The 22,492-nt window shown below is 66.4% G+C and carries 22 protein-coding genes; 9 read left to right on the top strand and 13 right to left on the bottom strand.

Features of this window, described 5'->3' with window-relative positions:
- Positions 1–54 precede the first annotated feature (54 nt).
- Positions 55–1,311 carry a serine hydrolase domain-containing protein gene (locus ACFSCW_RS10695; RefSeq protein WP_380889052.1) on the top strand — a complete coding sequence of 419 codons (1,257 nt, stop codon included), beginning with the start codon at positions 55–57 and terminating at the stop codon, positions 1,309–1,311.
- Here the strand turns inward: ACFSCW_RS10695 and ACFSCW_RS10690 are convergent, their stop codons facing one another.
- Positions 1,312–3,690: a penicillin acylase family protein gene (locus tag ACFSCW_RS10690; protein WP_380889051.1), complete on the bottom strand. Its 2,379-nt coding sequence runs from the start codon at positions 3,688–3,690 to the stop codon at positions 1,312–1,314. It lies immediately after the preceding gene.
- 147 nt (positions 3,691–3,837) lie between these two features.
- Here ACFSCW_RS10690 and ACFSCW_RS10685 point away from each other — a divergent pair, with 147 nt between their 5' ends.
- Entirely contained in the window at positions 3,838–4,338 is a 501-nt protein-coding gene (locus ACFSCW_RS10685) for an OsmC family protein (RefSeq protein WP_380889049.1), read from the top strand.
- A gap of 6 nt (positions 4,339–4,344) precedes the next feature.
- On the opposite strand, the gene ACFSCW_RS10680 is transcribed toward ACFSCW_RS10685, so the two are convergent.
- The 3 genes from ACFSCW_RS10680 to ACFSCW_RS10670 are packed head-to-tail and all read right to left on the bottom strand — an operon-like array spanning position 4,345 to position 7,394.
- A complete protein-coding gene (locus ACFSCW_RS10680) occupies positions 4,345–5,901 on the bottom strand; it encodes a DHA2 family efflux MFS transporter permease subunit (protein ID WP_380889048.1) in 1,557 nt (518 codons plus the stop codon).
- Positions 5,882–6,952: an HlyD family secretion protein gene (locus ACFSCW_RS10675; protein WP_380889046.1), complete on the bottom strand. Its 1,071-nt coding sequence runs from the start codon at positions 6,950–6,952 to the stop codon at positions 5,882–5,884. The genes ACFSCW_RS10680 and ACFSCW_RS10675 overlap by 20 nt, the downstream gene beginning before the upstream one ends.
- A complete protein-coding gene (locus ACFSCW_RS10670; RefSeq protein ID WP_380889044.1) occupies positions 6,945–7,394 on the bottom strand; it encodes a MarR family winged helix-turn-helix transcriptional regulator in 450 nt (149 codons plus the stop codon). Before ACFSCW_RS10670 ends, ACFSCW_RS10675 begins: the two co-directional genes overlap by 8 nt.
- Positions 7,395–7,480: 86 nt before the next feature.
- On the opposite strand from ACFSCW_RS10670, the gene ACFSCW_RS10665 reads away from it, so the two are divergent.
- From ACFSCW_RS10665 to ACFSCW_RS10655, 3 genes are read left to right on the top strand one after another with little or no spacing between them, the layout of a single operon-like run.
- On the top strand, positions 7,481–7,927 hold the full coding sequence (locus ACFSCW_RS10665) for a GFA family protein (protein ID WP_380889042.1): 447 nt from the start codon (positions 7,481–7,483) through the stop codon (positions 7,925–7,927).
- Positions 7,894–8,676, top strand: a complete 783-nt coding sequence (locus ACFSCW_RS10660) for an alpha/beta fold hydrolase (protein ID WP_380889040.1) — start codon at positions 7,894–7,896, stop codon at positions 8,674–8,676. Before ACFSCW_RS10665 ends, ACFSCW_RS10660 begins: the two co-directional genes overlap by 34 nt.
- 53 nt (positions 8,677–8,729) lie before the next feature.
- A complete protein-coding gene (locus ACFSCW_RS10655) occupies positions 8,730–10,547 on the top strand; it encodes a M2 family metallopeptidase (protein ID WP_380889039.1) in 1,818 nt (605 codons plus the stop codon).
- A 139-nt stretch (positions 10,548–10,686) separates the two neighbouring features.
- Here ACFSCW_RS10655 and ACFSCW_RS10650 read toward each other — a convergent pair whose 3' ends face one another.
- From ACFSCW_RS10650 to ACFSCW_RS10635, 4 genes are all read right to left on the bottom strand, one after another.
- Positions 10,687–11,808 (bottom strand): SDR family oxidoreductase, encoded by a 1,122-nt coding sequence (locus tag ACFSCW_RS10650; RefSeq protein ID WP_380889038.1) that lies wholly within the window; start codon positions 11,806–11,808, stop codon positions 10,687–10,689.
- 150 nt (positions 11,809–11,958) lie between these two features.
- Entirely contained in the window at positions 11,959–13,419 is a 1,461-nt protein-coding gene (locus tag ACFSCW_RS10645) for an AMP nucleosidase (protein ID WP_380889036.1), read from the bottom strand.
- A gap of 36 nt (positions 13,420–13,455) precedes the next feature.
- Positions 13,456–13,731, bottom strand: a complete 276-nt coding sequence (locus ACFSCW_RS10640) for a hypothetical protein (RefSeq protein ID WP_380889035.1) — start codon at positions 13,729–13,731, stop codon at positions 13,456–13,458.
- A 62-nt stretch (positions 13,732–13,793) separates the two neighbouring features.
- Positions 13,794–14,276, bottom strand: a complete 483-nt coding sequence (locus tag ACFSCW_RS10635; protein ID WP_380889033.1) for a peroxiredoxin — start codon at positions 14,274–14,276, stop codon at positions 13,794–13,796.
- Positions 14,277–14,382: 106 nt separating this feature from the next.
- Between ACFSCW_RS10635 and ACFSCW_RS10630 the strand changes: the two genes are divergently transcribed.
- Complete coding sequence (locus ACFSCW_RS10630; protein ID WP_380889032.1) at positions 14,383–14,940, top strand: YqgE/AlgH family protein; 558 nt, start codon at positions 14,383–14,385, stop codon at positions 14,938–14,940.
- Here ACFSCW_RS10630 and ACFSCW_RS10625 read toward each other — a convergent pair.
- The 3 genes from ACFSCW_RS10625 to murI all read right to left on the bottom strand — a co-directional run bounded on the left by ACFSCW_RS10625 (position 14,937) and on the right by murI (position 17,800).
- Positions 14,937–15,665, bottom strand: coding sequence for a sulfite exporter TauE/SafE family protein (locus ACFSCW_RS10625; RefSeq protein WP_380889031.1), 729 nt, complete (start codon positions 15,663–15,665; stop codon positions 14,937–14,939). The two genes, ACFSCW_RS10630 and ACFSCW_RS10625, sit on opposite strands and share 4 nt — an antisense overlap.
- Before the next feature lie 17 nt (positions 15,666–15,682).
- On the bottom strand, positions 15,683–16,933 hold the full coding sequence (gene hemA, locus ACFSCW_RS10620; RefSeq protein WP_380889029.1) for a 5-aminolevulinate synthase: 1,251 nt from the start codon (positions 16,931–16,933) through the stop codon (positions 15,683–15,685).
- A 75-nt stretch (positions 16,934–17,008) separates the two neighbouring features.
- Positions 17,009–17,800, bottom strand: a complete 792-nt coding sequence (murI, locus tag ACFSCW_RS10615; RefSeq protein ID WP_380890094.1) for a glutamate racemase — start codon at positions 17,798–17,800, stop codon at positions 17,009–17,011.
- Positions 17,801–17,864: 64 nt separating this feature from the next.
- On the opposite strand from murI, the gene plsY reads away from it, so the two are divergent.
- From plsY to ACFSCW_RS10600, 3 genes are read left to right on the top strand one after another with little or no spacing between them, the layout of a single operon-like run.
- Positions 17,865–18,479, top strand: a complete 615-nt coding sequence (gene plsY / locus ACFSCW_RS10610; RefSeq protein ID WP_380889027.1) for a glycerol-3-phosphate 1-O-acyltransferase PlsY — start codon at positions 17,865–17,867, stop codon at positions 18,477–18,479.
- Positions 18,472–19,566: a DNA-processing protein DprA gene (dprA, locus tag ACFSCW_RS10605; protein ID WP_380889025.1), complete on the top strand. Its 1,095-nt coding sequence runs from the start codon at positions 18,472–18,474 to the stop codon at positions 19,564–19,566. Before plsY ends, dprA begins: the two co-directional genes overlap by 8 nt.
- A complete protein-coding gene (locus tag ACFSCW_RS10600; protein WP_380889024.1) occupies positions 19,566–20,837 on the top strand; it encodes a dicarboxylate/amino acid:cation symporter in 1,272 nt (423 codons plus the stop codon). The genes dprA and ACFSCW_RS10600 overlap by 1 nt, the downstream gene beginning before the upstream one ends.
- On the opposite strand, the gene ACFSCW_RS10595 is transcribed toward ACFSCW_RS10600, so the two are convergent.
- Positions 20,834–21,685, bottom strand: coding sequence for an AAA family ATPase (locus tag ACFSCW_RS10595; protein WP_380889022.1), 852 nt, complete (start codon positions 21,683–21,685; stop codon positions 20,834–20,836). The genes ACFSCW_RS10600 and ACFSCW_RS10595 overlap by 4 nt on opposite strands.
- A 51-nt stretch (positions 21,686–21,736) precedes the next feature.
- Positions 21,737–22,405 carry a DUF6975 family protein gene (locus ACFSCW_RS10590; RefSeq protein WP_380889020.1) on the bottom strand — a complete coding sequence of 223 codons (669 nt, stop codon included), beginning with the start codon at positions 22,403–22,405 and terminating at the stop codon, positions 21,737–21,739.
- Between the last annotated feature and the right edge of the window lie 87 nt (positions 22,406–22,492).

Here is a 22,492-nt window from a genome sequence, read left to right as displayed (position 1 = left end):
AGCCGCGGTGTTACAACCGCGGCTTTGCCTTGCCCTGACCACAGGAGTCGGGCGATGAGCCGGATGTTGCTGCAACACGGTCTGGGCCGGCGCCTGTTACGCAAAGGGGTGTTCCTGATGTCCGAGCTTGCGGCCACGCTCGCATTCGCTGCAGGACCGGCCATGGCCGGTGAGCGAGACTTCAAGGCGGCACTGCACGAGTTCCGTGACTTGCATCGCACGGAAGTGCAGCGGGCGGGCATTGCCGGCAGCAGCTTCTATCTTGTCCGCGACGGGGAAGTCGTCGTCGCCGACCATCTGGGCGAGCAGGACGCCGATGCCCATGTGCCCGTGGATGCCGACACGATCTATCATTGGGCGTCGATCACGAAGACGATGACCGGCATCGCCATCATGCAGTTGCGCGACCGCGGACTGCTGACGCTGGACGATCCGATCGTCCGCTACGTGCCCGAGCTGGCGACCGTGCATAACCGGTTCGGCGACACCGACAAGATCACGCTGCGCCAGTTGATGAGCCACAGCGCCGGCTTTGGCGGCGCGACCTGGCCGTGGCGGGAGCATGACTGGCAGCCCTTCGAGCCGAAGAGCTGGGCGCAGCTTGCGGCGATGCTTCCGTACACCGAAGTGCGGTTCAAGCCCGGCACGCGGTTCAGCTATTCCAATCCCGGCATCGTGTATCTCGGCCAGGTGATCGAGCGACTGTCGGGCGAGGACTATGAAGTCTATATCGACAAGAACATCCTGAAGCCGCTCGGCATGCACGCGAGCTATTTCGACCGGACGCCGCCGCATCTGCTGCGGCACCGTGCGCACAGCTATTACATCCGCGACGGAGCGCGGGTCGCTGCGCCGTTCGACGTGGATACCGGCGTGACCGTTTCGAACGGTGGCCTGAACGCGCCGATGACCGACATGGCGCGCTATCTGGGCTTTCTTCTGGGCGATCCGAAGCTGCAGGCCGAATATGATCTGGTGCTGAAGCGCGCCTCGCTCGAAGAGATGTGGACGCCTCAGATCGCGGCGGGCGACGACTTCACCCAGGGCCGCATGGCCGAGACGACGCAGAGCGGGCTGTCCTTCTTCATCGACCAGAGTTCGGGAGTGCGCTTCGTGGGCCATAATGGCGACCAGAATGGTTTCCGCACCTATCTGAGCCTTTGTCCGGACCAGCATGCGGGCAGCCTGCTCGCGTTCAACACGGAAACGCGCGCCGTGGAGAACAGCCCGGCCAATCGCGAGACGGCGGAATCGCGCGTTGCGCTGGCCGCAGGGAAGTTGTGCGAAGCGCTTGCTACGCCTCGCCAATGATCACTTCGGGTGGAGGACCGTGCGGGCGGCGGCGTGTGCGTCGACCGCTGCGCGGCTGAACAGCATCGGCTGCATCTCGCCGCGGATCCAGGGCAGATATTGGTCGCGATAATGCTGTGAGCGAGGGTCGTTCGACTGGCCGGGGAAGTTGAGCATCAGCGAGTTATCCCAGGCGCCGACGTCGATCACCTGCCGATAGCTCGCGCCGCCGCTGACGTGCCAGTTCGGCGCCTCGCGTAACCAGCGTGCCATGACCGTGTAGGAATCGCCGCCCGATCCTTCGCCTTCGATCGCGGGAAAAGCCGCGGCGATGGCGGGGATACGCGACAGCGGATGGGTGAGCCGGACCTGATGCAGCGTCGCCCAGCGCCATTTGGACGGATCCGGGCCCAGTTTTTTCTGCGCCGCGTTCCAGGCGGCGGCCAGCGCGGCGTCGAACAGGGCGTCGCGGGCGCGGGCGGGATTGGGGCCGAGCCGCGCATCGGGATGTTCCAGCAGCCCGAGCAGCACCGACGGTGCGATCTCCGTGACCAGCGCACGGGCGCGCTCCGGGACGATCGCGGCAAGCATGCGGTCGCCGAGCTCGCGCCACAGAATCTCGTATAGCGCGGCAGGCGCGCTGTCACCGTCGAGCCGCGCGTCCCAGCCGCGTAGCATCGCAAGGGCCGGCGCCGCGCCGGCGGAGCCTTGGGCGGGCAAAAGCGCGACCAACTGCCGTGCGGGTTCAGAGAACGTGTCGTGCTGAAGCGCGACGCTGTCCTGCAGCCGGTGCTTCGGTTCGGAGGCGAGCACGCTGGCGATGCGGTCGTACCGGTAGGGGTCCCGGAAGGAGAAGGCCGGGATACGATCCCGCGGCCAATCGGCGGGAAGGTTGTTCTGATTGGCCGAAGCGAACCAGCCCTTGGCGGGGTTGAACGCACTCGGCAGCGCGCGGAAATCGCGCATCCCGATCCAGTCGTAGCGGCCGTCGCCGGGCACCGGCATCAGCCCGTCGCCTTTGCGGCGCACCGGCACGAAGCCGATCACTTGCCAGCCGTGATTGCCGTTCACATCGGCATAGTGGAAGTTGGTCGGCGAAGGGTGGAGGCGGAAGGCTTCGCGCAAGCCGGACCAGTCGCGCGCCAGGTTGATCGCGATCATCGCGAACGCGCCGCTTCCCCCCGGCTGAAGCTCGACCGCGGCAACGGCGGTGGCGCGGCGTTTCGCCGGATCGTGGGACACGACGGGACCTTGGACGGCGTAGCGCAGGGTGGAGGTTTTCGGCGCCGCACCCTTGACCGGAATGGCGATCTCGACCCGCTCGAACGGCTTCCACGCGCCATTGTGGCGATAGCGTTCCGGGTCCTCGGAGTGAAGTTCGAGGACGAACAGGTCTTCCTGGTCGATATGGAAATTGGTGCGGCCGAACGCGAAACGGTCGGTGTGCCCCTGCATGATGCCGGGCAGGCCGGGCGCGCCGCCGCCGATCACGTCGAGGCCGGGCGCGCTCAGATGGGCGACGTGCCGGGGATCGTAGCTGCCGATGCCCAGATGCGGATCGTTGGCGAGGATCGGCCGCCCCGTCGCGGTGCGCGAGGGGCCGACCGTCCAGGCGTTGCTGCCGGCGTTGCCGCGCTCGACCGCGTCGGTCTGCGCTCCGGGATGATCGTCCTTTGGAACGAGCGTGCCGAACGGCAGCCGTCCGAGCCGCATCACGCCCAGGTCCGCTTCGGTGACGGCGGCGGGGTCGAGGTCCTCCGGCACGGTGAGGGGCCATGCCGGCCTGAGCGGCGCGACCACGGCGTCGAGCTCGAGCAGCCCCAGTGCGGCAAGCCGGGCCCGGCGGACTTCGTCGTCCATGTTGCCGGTGGAGACGGTGCGCGCCAGCACTAGGTCGGTCAGCTCCCATTTGAGCGGAGTCACGCCCAGGATGCGATATTCGAGCGGCAGCAGCGCGGGATCCTGCATCACCTCGTCGATGCGCGCGTTGATGCCGGCGACATAGGCGCGCGCGCAGGCGACGATGTGCGGCGCCACGCTCGCCAGCTCTTTGTTCAGGTCGCCGCGATAGTGGAACAGCCGCGCCACCGCGTCGTGCGGTGCGAACTCCGGCCCGAACGCTTCCGCCAGCCGGCCCATCTCGCGCCGGTGCGAGAGATCGATCTGAAACAGCCGGTCGCGCGCGACGACATAGCCCTGGCCGAAAAACGCGTCGGGGATCGATCCGGCGCGGATGTGGGGCACGCCATAGGGATCGTCGATGATCTCGATCGGCGCCGTCAGCGCGGAGGCTGCGAGCTGTCGGCCCCGGGTCAGCCGCGAGCGCTCCGCGGCCCGGGCGGCGGTCGGGAATGCGAGCGCCGCGGCCGAGCCAAGCAGAAGCGAACGGCGGTCGATCATCGGCAATTCTTCCCCTTTTGGCCGCACGGCCTAACCGTGCGCACCGTCCGCGCCCCATCACAAGCCGTAGGGCGGCCATAGAGGCAAGCTATGACTTGAGGGAGGCGGCCGCGCCGCTCTAGGCTCGTCCGGGAAGGGAGGGGACCGATGGCACAAGATCAGAACCTGGACCGTGGCGCGATTGCGCGCTGGGCGGGGCCGGGGCCTTTTCAGGCGCGCATCGAGGTTCGAGGCGTCGAGATTCCCGCCGACGAGCCGGTCGAAGTCGGCGGCAACGGCACGGGGCCCACGCCTTACGAGCTGTTGTCGGCGGCGCTCGCCACCTGCACGCTGATGACGTTGCGGCTCTACGCCAGCCGCAAGGGGTGGGAACTGCCGCCGTTCACGGTCGAGGTGACGCATGAGATCGTTCCCGACGGCGCGGGCGGGCGGCCACGCGACCTGTTCAGGCGGCATATCGCGTTTGAGGGGGCGCTCGATCCTGCCAGGCACGGCAAGCTGCTGGAGATCGCCGAGAAATGCCCCGTTCACCGCACGCTGATGCGCGGGTTCGAGATCAGGACCGAGCTTGGCGAGCCGGCGGCGCATCCGAAGGGAGAGCTCGCCACACGCCACGAACGCGACATGGAACGCGCCTGCGCCGAATAGCTCCGGCTATTCCATCGCGACGTGCTGCGGCCCCTGCGGCTTCGGCGGGCGGCGGAGCAGCATCACCAGCGGCACTGCGCACAGGGTGACGATTGCCATCAGCTTGAAGTCGTCGAGATAGGCGATCATCAGCGCCTGCCGGTTCACCTCGGCATCGATCATGGCCATGATGGTGTCGCCGGCGCTCATCAGCCGTTCCGACGCCGACGGATCCATCGAAGGCAGGCTGAACGGCGTGATGTGGCCGACAAGATCGGCATGGCTGGTCTGCAGGTTCCGCGCGAGCAGAGTTGTCGTGACCGACACCCCGACGGAGGCCCCGATCGAGCGCACGAGATTGAGCAGGCTGGTGCCTTCGGTGCGATGGATGGGATCGAGCGTGCCGAACGCGATCAGGTTCAAGGGCATGAAGGCCAGCCCGAGGCCCAGACCCTGGATCAATCCGGAAAACACGATCCAGCGATAGTCCATCTCCAGCGACCAGGTCGTCATTTCCCATAGCGACAAGGCTGCGACCGCCAGACCGGTGCCCACCATCCAGCGCGGATCGACGCGGCCGATCAGCTTGCCGGCGAAAAACATGGTTATCAGCGTGCCGACGCCGCGCGGCGCCAGCAGCAGGCCGGCGTCCATGACCGGATACTTCCAGATGCGCTGAAGCATCGGCGGCAGCAGCGCCATGGTGGCGAACATCACGAGGCCCATGGTCATCATGAAGATGAGGCCGGTCGCCATGTTGCGGTTCTTTAGCAGCGCGCGCTCGAACATCGGGTGTTTGGCGGTCGCCATATGAACGGCGAACATCCAGCCGGCGGAAAGGGCGATGCCGGCCTCGATGCGAACTTCCCAACTGTCGAACCAGTCGAGTTGCTGGCCGCGGTCGAGCATGACCTGAAAGGCCGTGATCGCGATCGCGATGAGCGCGAAGCCGGTGAGATCGAACGGGCGCGGCCGCAACGGCTTGGCGGGGAGCAGGCTCCACAGGATCGCGAGCGTGACGATGCCGAACGGCACGTTGACGTAGAAGCACCAGCGCCAGCTGAAATTTTCGGTCAGCCAGCCGCCGAGCACAGGGCCCATGATCGGCCCGACCATGATGCCCATCCCCCAGATGGCCATCGCGCGCGCCTGCTTCGAAGGCGGGCTGATATCCATCATCACAGTCTGAGACAGCGGGTTGATGAAAGCGGCGGATATGCCCTGGAGAACGCGGAAGCCGACCATCTCCTCGAGATTGGTCGCGATGCCGCACAGCATCGAGGAAAGCACGAAGCCGACGACCGCGACCAGAAACAAGGGCCGGGAACCGTAGCGATCGGACAGCCAGCCGGTGATCGGGATCGCGACGGCGGATGCGATGATATAGCTGGTCAGAACCCAGGTGATCGTGTCGGCGGTCGCGCCCAGCGCGGTCTGCATGTGGGGCAGGGCGACGTTGGCGATCGTGGTGTCGAGAATCTGCATCACCGTCGCGAGCATCACGCCGACGGTCAGCAGGCCTCTTTGCTCGACCGGCGTCGCCGCGACATCCGCGGTCTGCCGATTAGCGATGGGTGCGGACATCGACGCTCACATCGGCGCTCAGCCCGGCGAGCAGCGGGCGCGGCGATTGCTCGTCGATCGCGATCCGCAACGGTACGCGCTGCGTCACTTTCACCCAGTTGCCGTTGGCGTTCTGCGCCGGCAGCACCGAGAATTCCGAGCCGGTGCCGGCGCCGAAGCTCCAGACATGGCCCTTGAGCTTCAGCCCGGAATAGGCGTCGATCGTAACCTCGGCGGGCTGTCCCACGCGCACCTTGTTGAGCTGCGTTTCCTTGAAGTTGGCCTCAACCCAGGCGCGGTCGCCGACCACGATGCTGAGCGCCGGCAAGCCCTGCAGGATCTGGTTGCCAACCTGCAGCCGGTCGGCCTGGCTGACGGTGCCCGAAGCCGGCGCACGGACTTCGGTCCGCTTCAGATTGAGCAGCGCACGGTCGAGCTCCGCCTTCGCGGCTGCAATCTGCGGATTGACGCCCGGCACTGCGGCGCCCGTCTGCAGCTTCACCCGTGCCTGCGCCGCCTGCGCCTGGGCGTTGGCGAGCTGCACGCGCGCCTGTTGCAGCGCGTGCTGCGAATTCAGGTAAGAAGCGCGCGTCGTGAAGCCGCGTTTCATCAGCTCCGACTGCCGGCCGAAATCTTCCTGTGCCTGCTGGATCGCGATCCGTGCGCCTTCGATGTCGGCGCCCTTGCCCTGATATTCGGTCTGCAGCGTCTGCACCTGCACCTGCGCATTGGCGAGCGCGGCCCGCGCCTGCTCGACTGCGATGCGGTAGGGCTCCGGATCGATGCGGAACAGCAGGTCGCCCTTGTTGACATGCTGGTTCTCGCGCACCGCAACCGCGACGATCCGGCCTCCCACATCCGCCGAGACGGAGACCTTGTCCTGCTGGACATAGGCATTGTCGGTCGACACGAACCGGCCGGACGTCAGCCAGAAATAGGCGCCGACGGCGACGAGGATCAGCGGCACGGAAAGCAGCGCTACCAGCCGCAGCCAGCGCCGCTTGGGCTTTTCAGCGTCGGCGGTCATCACCAGCTCGCGCTCGGCAATGATGGGGCGGTCGGCATCAGCCATGGGCGGCGACTTTCTCTTTTCTTTCCAGGTCGTTCAGGTTGGTGCGAATTCGTTCGAGCATGTTTTCGAGCGCGTCGCGATCGGGTCCCGTAAGTCCGGTCAGCGCGTCTTCGCTCAAAGCGTTGCCGAGCAAACGCAGCTCATCCAGAATCGGATGCGCCTTATCGGTCAAATAGATACGCCAGGCGCGGCGATCCGCCGGATCGGGTCGACGTTCGACCATGCCTGATTCCTCGAGGCGATCGACCATCCGGCACAGCGTGATCGCCTCGACATCGAGCAGGTCGGCGAGCCGCCCCTGGTTGACGCCTTCGTGCCGGGACAGAGTCAGCAGCATCTTCCACTGCGGGCGGGTCACGCCGATCGCGCGCGCGCGCACGTCGAAGGCGCGGCGCAGCAAGCGCGAAACGTCGCCGATCATGAATCCAAGCGTGTCTGCCATAGCTCAGCATATAATATTATATGCTTATTAAATCAATCGTTGCTGCTGCAATGCAACCTTGTCATGCCGGACCCAAGGAGAGGCGCATGGAAACGGTGACCGGCGGCTGCCAGTGTGGGCGCATCCGCTATGAAGTCGGGATCGACAATGACGAGGCGTATCTCTGTCATTGCCGGATGTGCCAGAAGGCGACGGGCGGGTTTGCCGCCGCGTTCAAGAACGTAAAGCGGGCGAATGTGCGCTGGCTGGGCGATGAGCCCGACTGGTATGCGAGCTCGCCGATCGCGCGCCGGCCCTTCTGTTCGCGCTGCGGCACGCCGCTGGGCTTCGCCTTTCTCGAGGGCAGCGAGAATATGGATCTGACGCTAGGCAGCTTCGACAATCCCGGCCGGTTCACGCCCGTCAGCCATTTCGGCGCCGAGAGCATGCACGCGAAATGGCTGGATACGTCGGCGCTGAAGCAGATGCGCACCGACGAATATCAGCCGCTGGTCGACAAATGGGTCGCTGCCACGGGAGAAATGCCGAAGTGAAGGCGAGCACTCAGTTCTTCACTGCCGCGGACGGCGTGCGGCTTGCCTGGCACGAGCTGGGCGAGGGCAGGCCGGTGGTGCTGATCCACGGCTATATCTCCTCGGCCGACATGAACTGGATCCGCTTCGGCCATGCCGAGAAGGTTGCGCGCGAAGGGTTCCGTGTCATCATGCCGGACCTGCGCGCGCATGGGCAAAGCGACGCGCCGCACGATCCCGCGCTTTATCCCCCCGACATTCTGACCGATGACGGCTTTGCGCTGATCGAGCATCTAGGCCTCGCCGACTATGATCTGGGCGGCTACTCGCTCGGCGCGCGCACGGTTTCGCGGATGATGGCGCGCGGCGCCCGGCCGGGGAAACTGGTGCTCTCGGGAATGGGGCTGGAGGGGCTGACCCAGACTTCGCGGCGTGCCGATCATTTCCGGCACGTGCTGACCAATCTCGGCAGCTTTCGGCCCGGCACGCCTGAGGGCAATGTGCAGGGCTTCATCAAGTCGACCAAAAGCGATCCGGTCGCTTTGCTCAATATCCTCAACACCTTCAGCGACACGCCCGAAGCCGTAATACGCGCGATCGAGGCGCCGACGCAGGTGCTGTGCGGCGAGGAAGATGACGACAACGGCTCGGCGTCCGCGCTGGCCGAGGCGCTGCCGAACGGCCGCCTCGATCTGGTGCCCGGCGGCCATATGAGTGCGGTTGTGAAGCCCGAACTGGGCACTGCGCTCGCGCGCTTTCTCGCCGCTTGACCGGCAGGCGCGCGCCGCGCCATTCACGGGCATCAAATCAAAGAGGATGCCCAATGAAAAAGACGATGATCTCGGTGCTGGCGCTGGGCGCCGCGCTGGCTGGCGGAGCGGCGATCGCGCAAGCGCAGAAAGCGCCGACGGCGGCCGATGCGGACGCGTTCGTTGCGCGTGCGGAAAAGGAGCTGGCCGACTTCACCGTGGAGGCGGCACGCGTCTCCTGGATCAACAACACGTACATCACCGACGACACCGATGCGCTGAACGCGAAATACGGCACGATCGGCACCGAAATGTCGGTCAAGTTCGCCAAGGAAGCGGCGCTTTACCAAAACGTTCCGGGGCTTTCCTTCGACACGAAGCGAAAGCTCGACTTTCTTCGCGGCGGCCTCGTTCTGCCGGCGCCGACCACGCCCGGCGCGGCGACCGAGCTCAATGACATCGCGACCCGGCTGAACTCCACCTACGGCAAGGGCAAGGGCACGCTGCACGGCAAACCGATCAGCGGCAGCGACATCGAAGCCGCGATGGGCACCAGCCGCGACCCGAACGAGACCAAGGAAATGTGGGTGAGCTGGCACGACAATGTCGGCAAGCCGATGCGCAAGGATTACCAGCGCGAGGTCGAGATCGCGAACCAGGGCGCGAAGGAGCTCGGTTATCCGGACGTCGGCGCGATGTGGCGCTCGCAATACGATATGTCGCCGGAGGAATTCGCGAAGCTCACCGACAAGCTCTGGGGGCAGGTGAAGCCGCTCTATGACGAGCTGCACTGCTACACGCGCGCCCGGCTCAACGCGAAATATGGCGACGCCGTGCAGACGAAGACCGGCCCGATCCGCGCCGACCTGCTCGGCAATATGTGGGCGCAGGAATGGGGCAATATCTACGACATTGTCGCGCCCAAGGGGGCAGGGGACCTCGGCTACGAAGTCGGCGACCTGCTCAAGGCCAAGGGCTACGACTGGAAGAAGATGGTGCAGACCGGCGAGGGCTTCTATTCCTCACTCGGTTTCGCGCCCTTGCCCGAGACCTTCTGGCAGCGCTCGCAGTTCCTGAAGCCCGCCGATCGTGAGGTCATCTGCCACGCCTCGGCATGGGACATCGACAACAAGGACGATCTGCGCATCAAGATGTGCATCAAGGTGAACTCGGACGATTTCACCACGATCCATCACGAGCTCGGCCATAATTATTACCAGCGCGCCTACAACACCAAGCCGTTCCTCTATGAGAATGGCGCGAACGACGGCTTCCACGAAGCGATCGGCGATTTCGTCGCGCTGTCGATCACGCCGAACTATCTCGTGCAGATCGGCCTGCTCGATCAGGCCCGGGTGCCGAGCGCGGACAAGGACATCGGCCTGCTGCTCCGCCAGGCGATGGACAAGGTCGCTTTCCTGCCGTTCGGCCTGCTCGTCGACAAATGGCGCTGGGGCGTATTCTCCGGCCAGATCCAGCCCGGCGACTATGAAAAGGCATGGACCAACATGCGCCTGCAATATCAGGGCATCACGCCGCCGGTCGCGCGTGACGAGACGGCGTTCGATCCGGGCGCGAAATACCATGTGCCGGGCAACGTCCCCTACACGCGCTACTTCCTCGCGCGGTTGCTGCAGTTCCAGTTCTACCAGGCGGCGTGCAAGCAGGCCGGCTGGAAGGGGCCGCTGCATCGCTGCTCATTCTACAACAACAAGGAAGTCGGCAAGCGCCTGAACGCGATGCTGGAAATGGGCGCGAGCCGCCCCTGGCCTGAAGCGCTCCAGACTTTCACCGGCACGAAGGAAATCTCCGGCGACGCGATGGTGGCGTATTTCCAGCCGCTGATGACCTGGCTGAAGGCGCAGAACAAAGGCCAGAAGTGCGGGTGGTAGCCTAAATCCTCCCCGGAACGGGGAGGGGGACCGCGACGCGAAGCGGCGTGGTGGAGGGGGCTTCGTCGCCTTGCCTGCCCTTGGGCCCCCTCCACCAGCCTGCGGCTGGTCCCCCTCCCCGTTCCGGGGAGGAGCTAGATCAAGGCAGCCGCTCCGGCACCATGTTCTCGTCGGCGATCAGTGCTTCGAATTGGGCGCTGGAATCGGCGCCGTCGGGTTGGTGGGCGGCGGGACTCCGGGGCATTTCCGTCTCCGAGTCTCGCCGGCGCCGGGACAGCGCAAACAGCGTTGCCGCCACGCCGCCGAGAATCGCAGCCGCGGCCCAAGGCCGCATCTGCGCTTCGAGCGCCAGGCTCTGCTTCCTCACATAAGTCTCCCGGTTGCTGTGCACGTCGCCGTCGCGGCGCGGGCGGAAGAGGTTGTCTGCGGCGCCCCTGCGCGGCGGCTTGTCGGTCGCCTGAATTGGGCGGCCGAGCAGCTCCATGACCTTGTCGGTGAGGCCGGGCGCGAGATTGCCGGCCTTGCTGATCATCAGCCCGGCGCCGCCGACGGTCATCTCGCGCTTGCGGTTCTCCGCCGCGAACAGGATCGCGCGCGCGACCAGCTCGGGATCGTAGACGATCGCCGGAATCCGCGCCGGCTCGTCCAGCTTGTTGCGGGCATGCTCGGGATAGGGCGTGTCCATGCCGTTGGGTTTGATCAGCGTGACCGAGACCGGCGCCTCGTCCGCTTCCAGCTCCATGCGCAGGCCGTCGGTAAAGCCTTTCACGGCATGCTTCATGGCGGAATAGACGCTCTGGTAGATCATCGTGCGTTCGGAGAGCACAGAGCCGATGTTGATGATCGCGCCGCCGCGTGTCCTGAGCTCGCGCGCCGCATAGAGCGAAACGGCGACCAGTCCGAAATAGCCGACGTCGAAGATGCGGCGATGTTCGTCCATCGTCGTGTCCTCGGCCTTGCCGTACATGGCGACCGCGGCGTCGTTGACCCAGGTGTCGAACGGCCCGAAGCGCTCGGCGCAAAAGCCGCCGATGCGTTCGGCCGCATCCTCGTCGGCGATATCGACTGTGAAGGCGGCCGCGCGGCCGCCCCTCAGCTTGATCTGCTCGACCGCTTCGTCGAGCGCTTCGCGATTGCGGGCGATGAGCACGACCCGCGCGCCTGCCTCGGCGGCCCGCCGCGCGGTCGCGAGCCCGATCCCGCTCGACGCTCCCGTGATGACGATGATCTGTTCGGAAAGCGGCTTCAGTCGCCCGGCCATGATTGCTCCTCCGGCTGCTTGGCGGGGGAACGCATGGAGGCCACTTCTTCTCCCCTCCCGCAAGCGGGAGGGGTCGGGGGAGGGATTGTCTATCGCTGAGGTTCGTTGGGACAGGCCCACCCCTAGCCCCTCCCGCAAGCGGGAGGGGAATCAGCGGAACGGCGGCTCGTTGAACGCGCGGAGCTTGCGGCTGTGGAGCTTCGAACCTTCGCGGCGGAGTTCGGCGCAGGCTTCGATGCCGATCCGCATATGCTCGTTGATCGCGCGCTCGTAGAAGCGGTTCGCCTGGCCGGGCAGCTTCAGCTCGCCGTGGAGCGGCTTGTCGGAGACGCAGAGCAGGGTGCCGTAGGGCACGCGGAAGCGATAGCCCTGGGCCGCGATCGTCGCCGACTCCATGTCCACGCCGACCGCGCGCGACAGCGAGAAGCGCAAAGCCGATTTCGAGTAGCGCAGCTCCCAATTGCGGTCGTCGGTGGTGACGATCGTGCCGGTGCGCAGGCGGCGCTTGAGCACGTCACCGGTCTCGCCCGAGATCGTCTCGGCGGCGCGGTAGAGCGCCTGCTGCACCTCGGCGATCGCCGGCACCGGGATTTCCGGCGGCAAGACGTCGTCGAGGACGTGATCGTCCCGCAGATAGGCGTGGGCGAGCACATAGTCGCCGATGCGCTGGCTGGGGCGCAGGCCGCCGCAATGCCCGATCATCAGCCACGCTTCGGGGCGGAGCACGGAGAGGTGGTCCGTGATCGTCTTCGCGTTCGAAGGGCCGACGCCGATGTTCACGAGGCTGATGCCCGAGCGGTCCGGCGCGGTCAGGTGCCAGGCCGGCATCTGGTGCCGCCGCCAGGCGAAGTCGGCGACGGCCTTGTCGGGATCGACGGTCTCCGGCGTCATGAACAGGCCACCGGGCCCGGAAAGCGCCGTGAAGCGGTCATCCTCGCCCAGCGTCTTGCACGCCCATTGGACGAACTCGTCGACGTAGCGGTGATAGTTGGTGAACAGGATGTAGCGCTGCACATGCTCGGGCGGTGTGCCGGTATAGTGGCGCAGGCGGGCGAGCGAGAAATCGGTGCGCAGACCGTCGAACAGAGCGAGGGGACGCGGCAGCTCGCCGTCCGCAGCCGGAATGCCGTCGGCGATCTCGTCGCCGATATAGGCAAGCTCGGTCGCCGGGAACCAGCGCGCGAGTTCGGCAGGCGCAACGCCTTCCAGGGTCAGGTCGTGACCGGGGTCGAGCACGTACGGGAAGGGGATTTCCTGTCGGCTGCTCGCCACTTCGACCGTGACGCCATAGCCCTCGATCAGCAGGTCGAGCTGTTCGGCCAGATAGTCCGCGAACAGGCGCGGGCGCGTGACGGTCGTCGCGTAGGTGCCGGGCGCAACCAGCCGGCCGAACGAGCGCAAAGGGGCGGGCGTCGGAGCATCGCCGCGATAGCGGATGCGCAGCTCAGGATAGCAGAACAGGCCTTCGCGGCGAGCCTTGCGGTCGGGTCGGGTGCCATCGACGACAAAGGCGGAAATCGCGGTCTGCAGGGCCTCGACGGCCGCATCATAAATCCGCGCCAGTTCGTCGATCAGCGCGGCGGATGTTTGTTCGATCTTCTTTTCTGTCATGGCGAGCCATTAACGGCCCGCCATGACAGCGACAAGTCAAGCCTTGCTGCTTGAGTCGGAGTTCGACGATCCGCTGACCTTGTCGCGGAGCGCGCCGGCGGTCTCGACGATCTTGTCCTTGTTCATCACGGCCGCTGCAGCCGCAGCGACGCCGCCGATCACGGCCGCGGTGGTGCCGGGATTGTTCTTCACGGCATCGATGCCGCCCTGCAGCAGTTCGCCGGCCCGATCCTTCAGGTCGGACGCGCGGTCGGCCAAGCCGGTGCCGCCTTGGCCCTGTTCGTTCTGGTTCGATTGGTTGTTGTTCGCCATCTTAACCTCCATCAGAAGTCCAGGCGCATCAACCGACCGGGCAGCCGCTCCGTTCCGACCTTTCAGAGTTGATCCAGCAGATATTCGGCAGAACTCACCTTGAATTCGCCGGGCTGTTCGACGTTCAGCTCCTTCACGACGCCGTCGTCGACGATCATCGAAAAGCGCTGGCCGCGGGTGCCCATGCCGAACTTCGAGAAGTCGGCGTCAAGGCCAAGCGCCTTCGCGAACGCGCCGCTGCCGTCGGCCAGCATCGTGACCTTGCCTTCGGCGCCCGACGATTTCGCCCAGGCCGCCATCACGAACGCGTCGTTGACGGCGGTGCAGGCGACTTCGTCGACGCCTTTCGCCTTCAACTCGTCGATCTTGTCGATAAAGCCCGGCAGGTGACGCGCGGAGCAGGTCGGCGTGAACGCGCCGGGCACGGAGAACAGCGCCACCTTGCGCCCGGCGAAATATTCGTCGGTCTGCACCGCGTCCGGACCGTCCGCGGTCGCTTTGATAAGGGTCGCGCTCGGGAGCTTGTCGCCTACCTGGATCGTCATCACTTCCTCCATTCGCGCCCGAGTCGGGCTCGCTCCGTCTCGTGTCGGGGCAGATGGAAGGCGTCAAGGGATTGGGCCGGGCGGAACACGCGCCTATAGAGAATCGATGAATCCCCCGTTCCTTACCGGCCAGCTTCTTCTCGCCATGCCCGGCATCGGCGATCCGCGCTTCGAGCGCTCCGTCATTGCGGTGTGCATGCACGACGAGCGCGGCGCTTTGGGCATCGGCATTGGCCGTCTCGCTCCCCGGCTCGGCTTCCACGCGCTGCTCGAACAGTTCAAGATCGAACCCGGCGAAGCGCCCGATACGCCGGTGCATATCGGCGGCCCTGTCGATCCGCAGCGCGGTTTCGTGCTCCATTCGCTCAATTGGGGCGGGCAGGACACGATGGAAGTGGACGGCCGTTTCGCGCTCACCAACACGATCGACGTGCTGCGCGCGATCGCGGAAGGGAAGGGCCCCACCCGCTGGCTCGCCGCGCTCGGCTATGCCGGATGGAGCGAAGGCCAGCTCGACGAGGAAATGACGCGCCACGGCTGGTTCACGGTCGAAGCGACCGAGTCGCTGCTGTTCGAGACGCCGGTCGAGCAGCGCTGGAGCGATGCGTTCAAGAGCGCGGGCATCGACCCGCGCCTGCTGAGCGCAAGCGCCGGCCAGGCCTAGCGGCGGACCAGGAAGAGCACGGCGACACCGACGCCGATGGCAATGACGATCGCGCGGAGCGCCTTGGGGCTGATGACGCTCGCGAGCCGTCCGCCCAGAGCGCCGCCGACCAGCGATCCCGCCGCCATGACCAGCGCCGCGCTCCAGACCAGCTTCCCAGAGCCGAGGAACAGCATCATCGCCGAGAAGTTCGCGCACAGCGCCAGCGCCTGTTTGAGGCCGTTGAGGCGCGTCAGGCTGTCGTCCAGCGTCAGGCCCAGCACGGCGAGGAAGATCACGCTCAATCCCGCGCCGAAATAGCCGCCATACACCGCCGCCAGCAGCACCGGGACGATTGCCCAACCGATGCCGAGCACACCGGACCGGCGTTGCAGCGCCGCGCGTACCTTGTCCTGGACGCCGAGCAGCGCGCAGCCGCCGATCAGCAGCCAGGGGACGAGCGCCGCGAAAAGCTTCTCGCTGCTGATCAGGATCAGCATCCCGCCCGCCAGGCCGCCGACCAGCGCGGCAGGCGCGAGCAGCCACAGCCGGCGCGACTGACCCTTCAGGTCGCGCGCCTGCCCGATTACGCCTCCGATATAGCCCGGGAACAGCGCGACCGTGTTGGTGATGTTGGCCGAGACCGGCGGGAGCCCCGCCGCGATCAATGCCGGAAAGGTCAGGATCGAGCCGCCGCCGGCCAGCGCGTTGATTGCTCCCGCGCCGACCGCGGCAAGCGCCAGCAATGCCAGTTCGGCTGGGCTCAGGCCGCCTGCCTCAACTCGAGGCGGTCCCAGATTTCGACGAGTGCGTCGGTCAGCTCGCGCATCATTTCCGGCGTATGGCTCGGCCCGGGCGTGAAGCGCAGGCGCTCGGTGCCGCGCGGCACGGTCGGGTAATTGATCGGCTGCACGTACACGCCGTATTCGGCAAGCAGGATGTCGCTGATCCGCTTGGCCTTGACCGGATCGCCGACCATCAGCGGCACGATGTGCGTGGTCGACGGCATCACCGGCAAGCCGGCGTCGGCGAACAGCGCCTTCAGCATCGCGGCCGACGCCTGCTGGCCCTCGCGCTCCTCGCTCGATGCCTTCAGGTGCCGCACGCTCGCCAGCACACCCGCCACCAGCACCGGCGACAGCGATGTCGTGAAGATGAAGCCCGGCGCGTAGGACCGGATCACGTCGACAATCACCTTGTCGGCCGAGATATAGCCGCCCATCACGCCGAACGCCTTGCCGAGCGTCCCTTCGATGATGGTCAGGCGTTCGGCGACCGAGTCGCGCTCGGAAATGCCGCCGCCGCGCGGGCCGTACATGCCGACCGCATGCACTTCGTCGAGATAGGTGAGCGCGCCGTATTTGTCCGCCAGGTCGCAGATCGCGGCGATCGGCGCCACGTCTCCGTCCATCGAATAGACGCTCTCGAACGCGATCAGCTTCGGCGCGTCCGGGTCTTCGGCGGCCAGCAGCTCTTCCAGATGCGCGACGTCGTTGTGCCGGAACACGCGCTTTTCGGCGCCCGAGTTGCGGATGCCCGCGATCATCGAGGCGTGATTCAGCTCGTCGGAGAAGATGATGCAGCCAGGCAGGATCTTGGCGAGCGTCGCCAGCGTCGCTTCGTTCGAGACATAGCCAGAGGTGAACAGCAGCGCCGCTTCCTTGCCGTGCAGGTCTGCCAGCTCGGCTTCCAGATCGACATGGTAGTGCGTGTTGCCGCCGATGTTGCGCGTGCCGCCGGAGCCGGCGCCCACGTCATGCAGCGCCTCCTCCATCGCCGCGATCACCTTCGGATGCTGGCCCATCGCGAGATAGTCGTTCGAGCACCAGACCGTGATCGGCTTCGGCCCGTTATGGCCGGCGAAGCAGCGCGCGTTGGGGAACATGCCCTTGTTGCGCAGAATGTCGATGAAGACCCGGTAGCGTCCCTCGGCATGCAGCCGATCGATCGCCTGGGTAAAGATGCGCTGATAGTCCAAAGCCGTTGCCCGCATTGCTGCCCGCCAGATCGCCATTTACGCGCGCCGGCCCGTTCAATCCAGTGCGAAACCCTCGCAAATCACACTATACGGGTTTTTCCGTAACTTGCGCTAGAGGCTTGCGATGTTGGGAAGGCCGAAGCGCGCGAGTGCCGGGCGCAGCGCCTCCACCTTTTCATCGACGCGCGTAAAGACCGCGATGCCCGGCACAGCCTCCGCCGGCCATTCCTGACCGGCCGTCAGAAAGGCGATCCGCCGGGCAATCCCTTCCGCCCCGTCGACATAGGCGAACGCCCTTGCGGCGCTCAGCTCCGGTTCGACGAGCCGAAAATGCGTGCAGGAAAGCACGACCGTGTCGATACGCTCGCCGCCCGGCTGTCCCGTCAATCCTTCCAGAATCCGGACATAGGCCGCGGGATCGGTCGCTTCGCCCCGCAATTTGGCTTCGGCGAGGTCAACCAGCTCGGCCGAGCCGTGGCGCAGCACCAGGCAATCGCTCGCGAACTCGGCCGCGAGTCGGTCGACATAGGGCTGGCGGATCGTGGCCTCCGTGCCCAGCACGCCGATCGCGCGCGTTTTGGAGACGAGCGCGGCAGGCTTGATCGCCGGCACTGTTCCCACCACCGGCAGGTCAAGCGCGCTCCGGACATGGGCGAGGGCGATCGTCGAAGCCGTATTGCAGGCGATGACGACCAGCCGCGGATGATAGCGCTCGACCAGCCGGCCGAGCAGGGCGGGCACGCGCGCCGCAATCTCCGCTTCGGATTTGGTGCCGTAAGGATAGCCGGCGCTGTCCGCCGCATAGACGATCGGCGCGTTCGGCAGCAGCTTCTGCGCCTCGGCCAGCACCGACAATCCGCCGACGCCGGAATCGAAGAACAGCAGCGGGCGGGCATCGGTCATACCCGATCCATAATCGTGCGGATTGCACTTTGTCAGCAGCCGCGCGCTCGCTATGCACAGGCGCATGGGGGCGCAAACCACGCATGTGCTTTGGGAAATGCCGGCGCTGGCTTTGGCGCTCGGCTATCTGCTCGGCTCGATTCCGTTCGGGCTGATCCTGACGCGGCTCGCCGGCGCGGGCGATCTCCGTGCGATCGGCTCGGGCAATATCGGCGCGACCAATGTGCTGCGAACCGGCCGCAAAGGCCTGGCTGCTGCGACTCTGCTGCTCGACGCGCTCAAGGGCATGGCGGCGGTGTGGCTGGGCGAGGCGCTCGTGCCCGGCGGCGCGGTGCTCGGCGCCGCGGGGGCGTTCTTCGGTCATTGCTATCCGATCTGGCTGAGGTTTCGCGGCGGGAAGGGCGTCGCCACGTTCGGAGGCATCGCCTTTGCGGCGTACTGGCCGATCGGCGTGATCTATCTGGTCGTGTGGCTCGGGGTGCTGGCATTGAGCCGCTATTCGTCGGTCGGCGGGCTGGCGGCCGCGCTCTTCGCGCCCATCGCTGCCTCTCTGTTCGGCCGCACCGATTTCGGCGTGCTGTTCATTGCGCTCGCCCTGATCGTCTTCTGGAAGCACCGCGAGAATATCGGCCGGCTGACGCGCGGCGAGGAGCCGAAGGTCGGGCGCTCGCGTGGCTGACATCGAGCCGGATCACCGGGCGGCCAAGCTCCGCCTGCTGCGCACCCCGAACATCGGGCCGGTCAGCTACCGACAGTTGATCGCGCGCTTCGGCAGCGCCGCCGCGGCGCTCGACGCCTTGCCGATGCTCGCGGCCAAAGGAGGGCGGCGCGATTTCCGCGCTGCCGATCCGCGTCAGGTCGAGCGCGAGCTGGCCGCGATCGAGAAGCTTGGTGCGCGCCCGATCTTTCTCGACGAGCCGGCCTATCCTGCGCTGCTGCGGCAGACCGAGAGCGCGCCGCCGATGCTGATCGTGCGCGGACATCTGGAACTGCTCGACCGGCCGATGGTCGCGATCGTCGGCGCGCGGAATGCGTCGGCGGCAGCTTGCCGCTTCGCGCGCGGCCTGGCGCAGCAGCTCGCGGGCGAAGGCGCGACGGTCGTCTCCGGCCTCGCGCGCGGCATCGACACCGCTGCGCATGTCGGGGCGCTCCAGGGCGGCACGGTCGCGGTGATCGCGAGCGGGGTCGACATCGCCTATCCGCCCGAAAATGAGGCGCTGCAGGAAAAGATAGCGATCGACGGCCTGCTGATCGCCGAGCAGCCGCCCGGGACCGAGCCGCTCGCGCGCCATTTCCCCTCGCGCAACCGCATCATCGCCGGCCTTTCGCTCGGCACGGTGGTGGTGGAGGCCGCGCCCAAATCGGGATCGCTGATCACTGCCCGCATCGCTGCCGAGCTCGGCCGCGAGGTAATGGCGGTGCCCGGCTCGCCGCTCGATCCGCGCGCGCAGGGCTGCAACCTGCTGATCCGCGATGGCGCGATTCTGATCCAGAATGCCGCCGACGTGCTCGAACAAATCCGGCCGATCGACGCGCGCGCCGTCGCCCAGCCGATCGGGGGCTATGCGGCCGAGCCACCGGAAGACGCGTCCGATGCGGAGCGCGGCGTGATCCTCGACCTGCTCGGCCACACGGCCGTTGCGGTCGACGAGATCATCCGCCTGTCCGGCCTGCCCAGCGCGGTCGTGCAGACGGCTTTGCTCGAGCTGGAACTGGCCGGCCGGCTGGAACGCCATGCGGGCGGCCGCGTCAGCCTGTCCGCCTGATGCGCATCTTTCGCCATCTCTACGCGCAAGTGCTGATCGGCATAGCGCTCGGCGTGCTCGTCGGCTGGTTGTGGCCCAGCTTCGGCGCGGCGCTGAAACCGCTCGGCGATGCGTTCATCAAACTGGTCAAGATGATGATCGCGCCGATCATCTTCACGACCGTCGTGCTGGGCATCGCCAAGATCGGCGACCTGCGCGCGCTCGGCCGGGTCGGGCTGAAAGCGCTGGTCTATTTCGAAGCGATGACGACGCTGGCGCTGGTCATCGGCCTCGTCGTGGTGAACCTGGTCCGGCCAGGCGCCGGTGTGAACGCGAACCCCGCCGCGCTCGACGTCAGCGGCCTCGCCGACGCCGCCGGCAAGGCGAAGGAACAGGGCGTGGTGCCGTTCCTGCTCGGCATCATCCCGGACAGCTTTTTCGGCGCGCTGACCGGCGGCGAGCTGCTGCCGGTGCTGCTGGTCGCGATCCTGACCGGCCTCGCGCTCGCGCATATGGGCGAGGCGGGCGCACGCGGCGTGCATGTTCTGGAGCGGGCGAGCGAGCTGTTCTTCCGCATCATCGCCATGCTGATGAAGCTGGCGCCCATCGGCGCGTTCGGCGCGATGGCGTTCACGATCGGCAAATACGGCGCGGGCACGCTCGTTCAGCTCGGCACGTTGATGCTGAGCGTCTATGCGACCTGCCTGATCTTCGTGTTCGTGGTGCTGGGGATCGTCGCCTGGGTGTGCGGCTTCAGCCTGTTCGCCTTCCTGCGTTACATCGCGGACGAAATCCTGATCGTGCTCGGCACGTCGTCGTCCGAAACCGCGCTGCCGCGGCTGATGCGCAAGCTCGAGGATCTGGGCTGCGCCAAGCCGGTCGTCGGCCTCGTCGTGCCGACCGGCTATTCGTTCAACCTCGACGGCACCTCGATCTACTTGACGATGGCCGCGATCTTCATCGCGCAGGCGACGAACACGGAGCTTACGCTGGCGCACCAGCTCGGCCTGCTCGGCATCCTGCTGCTGACCTCGAAAGGCGCGGCGGGGGTGACCGGCAGCGGCTTCGTGACCTTGGCCGCGACGCTCAGCGCCACGCACACCGTGCCGGTCGCCGGCATCGCGCTGATTCTCGGAATCGACCGGTTCATGTCGGAAGCGCGCTCGATCACCAACCTGATCGGCAACGGCGTCGCGACGGTCGCAATTGCCCGCTGGGAAGGCGCGCTCGATCGCGAGCGGATGAAACGCGTGCTCGCCGGCGAGCCGGTCGACGACCCGGTCCTAACTTAGCCCGGACGACCCTGCCGTTTCGCCATGAAGGCGAGGCGTTCGAACAGCATCACATCCTGCTCGTTCTTCAAGAGCGCACCGTGCAGCGGCGGGATCGCTTTGGTCGGGTCGCGGTTCTGCAGCACGTCCAGCGGCATGTCCTCGTGCAGCAGCAGCTTCAGCCAGTCGAGCAGCTCGCTCGTGGACGGCTTCTTCTTCAATCCCGGCACGTCGCGGACTTCGTAGAAAATATCCATCGCCCGCTGGACCAGGATTTTCTGGATGCCCGGGAAATGGACGTCGACGATCGCCTGCATCGTGTCGCGGTCCGGGAACTTGATATAGTGGAAGAAGCAGCGGCGCAGGAAGGCGTCGGGCAGTTCCTTCTCGTTGTTGGACGTGATGACGACGATCGGCCGCTCCTTGGCCTTCACCGTCTCCTTGGTCTCGTACACATGGAACTCCATGCGATCGAGCTCGTGCAGCAGGTCGTTCGGGAACTCGATATCCGCCTTGTCGATCTCGTCGATCAGCAGCACCGGCAGCTCGGGCGAGGTGAACGCCTCCCACAGCTTTCCCTTGCGGATATAGTTGGAAATCTCATGCACGCGCGGATCGCCGAGCTGGCCGTCGCGCAGCCGCGCCACCGCGTCATATTCGTACAGGCCCTGCGCGGCCTTGGTCGTCGACTTGATGTTCCATTCGATCAGCGGCGCGCCGATCGCCTTGGCAACTTCCTGCGCCAGCACGGTCTTGCCGGTGCCGGGCTCGCCTTTGACCAGCAGCGGACGGCGCAGCGTCGCAGCGGCGTTCACCGCCACTTTCAGATCGTCGGTGGCGACATAATCCCGCGTGCCTTCGAAACGCATGCCCGGCCTTTCCTGAGTGAAGGGCCGGGATAGGTGACGTTTACGGTAGGGTCAAATCTCCGCGCGAGCCTGCTGCCGCGCTTCCAGCAGGTCCCACAGGCCGCGATGCTGGGCGAGCAGCTGCTGCGCGCCAAAGCTCATTGCGCGCTCGAACGACGGCGTATCGGCAACCGCCATCGCCACCGTGCGGGTTTCCTCCTCGTCGGGCAGGCTGCAATCGCCCGGCGCGATCGACACGCGCCGCGCTGCCGCTTCGAGAACGGCGCGCACATGCTGCCAGTCGAGCGCTAGCGCGAAGGCCGCGCCCAAGGCGCAGCCGGCGCGCTCCGATTGCGCGAGCATGTCGAGCGCATGGCGCTGCTGCAGCACGGCCGCTTCGCATTCCGCCTGACGCGGCGTGCTGGGCAACGGGCCGGTCGCCACCGCGAGTTTCGTCAGCAGCGCGCGTTCGGCAGCGAACGCTTCAGCTGCAGCCGCAAGCCAGCCGAGCGCTGCGGGGTGCTTGGTCTTGCTCGCCGCATGGTCGATCACGCCCGGATAGCGGCCGTGCAGCACGCACAGATAATGGGCGGCGTCGGCCAGGTTGCGAATCGCTTCCGGCCCCGAAGTCAGGGCGTCGGCACGCGGATAGCGATGGCTCGCGCTGCCATCCGCGCTCACCACCGAAATCAGCATGTCCGCAACCACTTCGCTGCGGGCCGTTTCGATCGCCTGACTCATTCCTTCTTCCCTGCCTGTCGCGCTCCGCCAAGCGGCGATCCGAGATCACTGATGGGCAAGGGGATAGCGGCGGGCCGTAAAGAGGTG

This window comes from Sphingomonas tabacisoli (assembly GCF_042678385.1).
Classification (GTDB): Bacteria; Pseudomonadota; Alphaproteobacteria; order Sphingomonadales; family Sphingomonadaceae; genus Sphingomonas_B; species Sphingomonas_B tabacisoli.
Note: the sequence above shows the minus strand (reverse complement) of the source record. Positions and strands in the feature narration are given on the sequence as shown.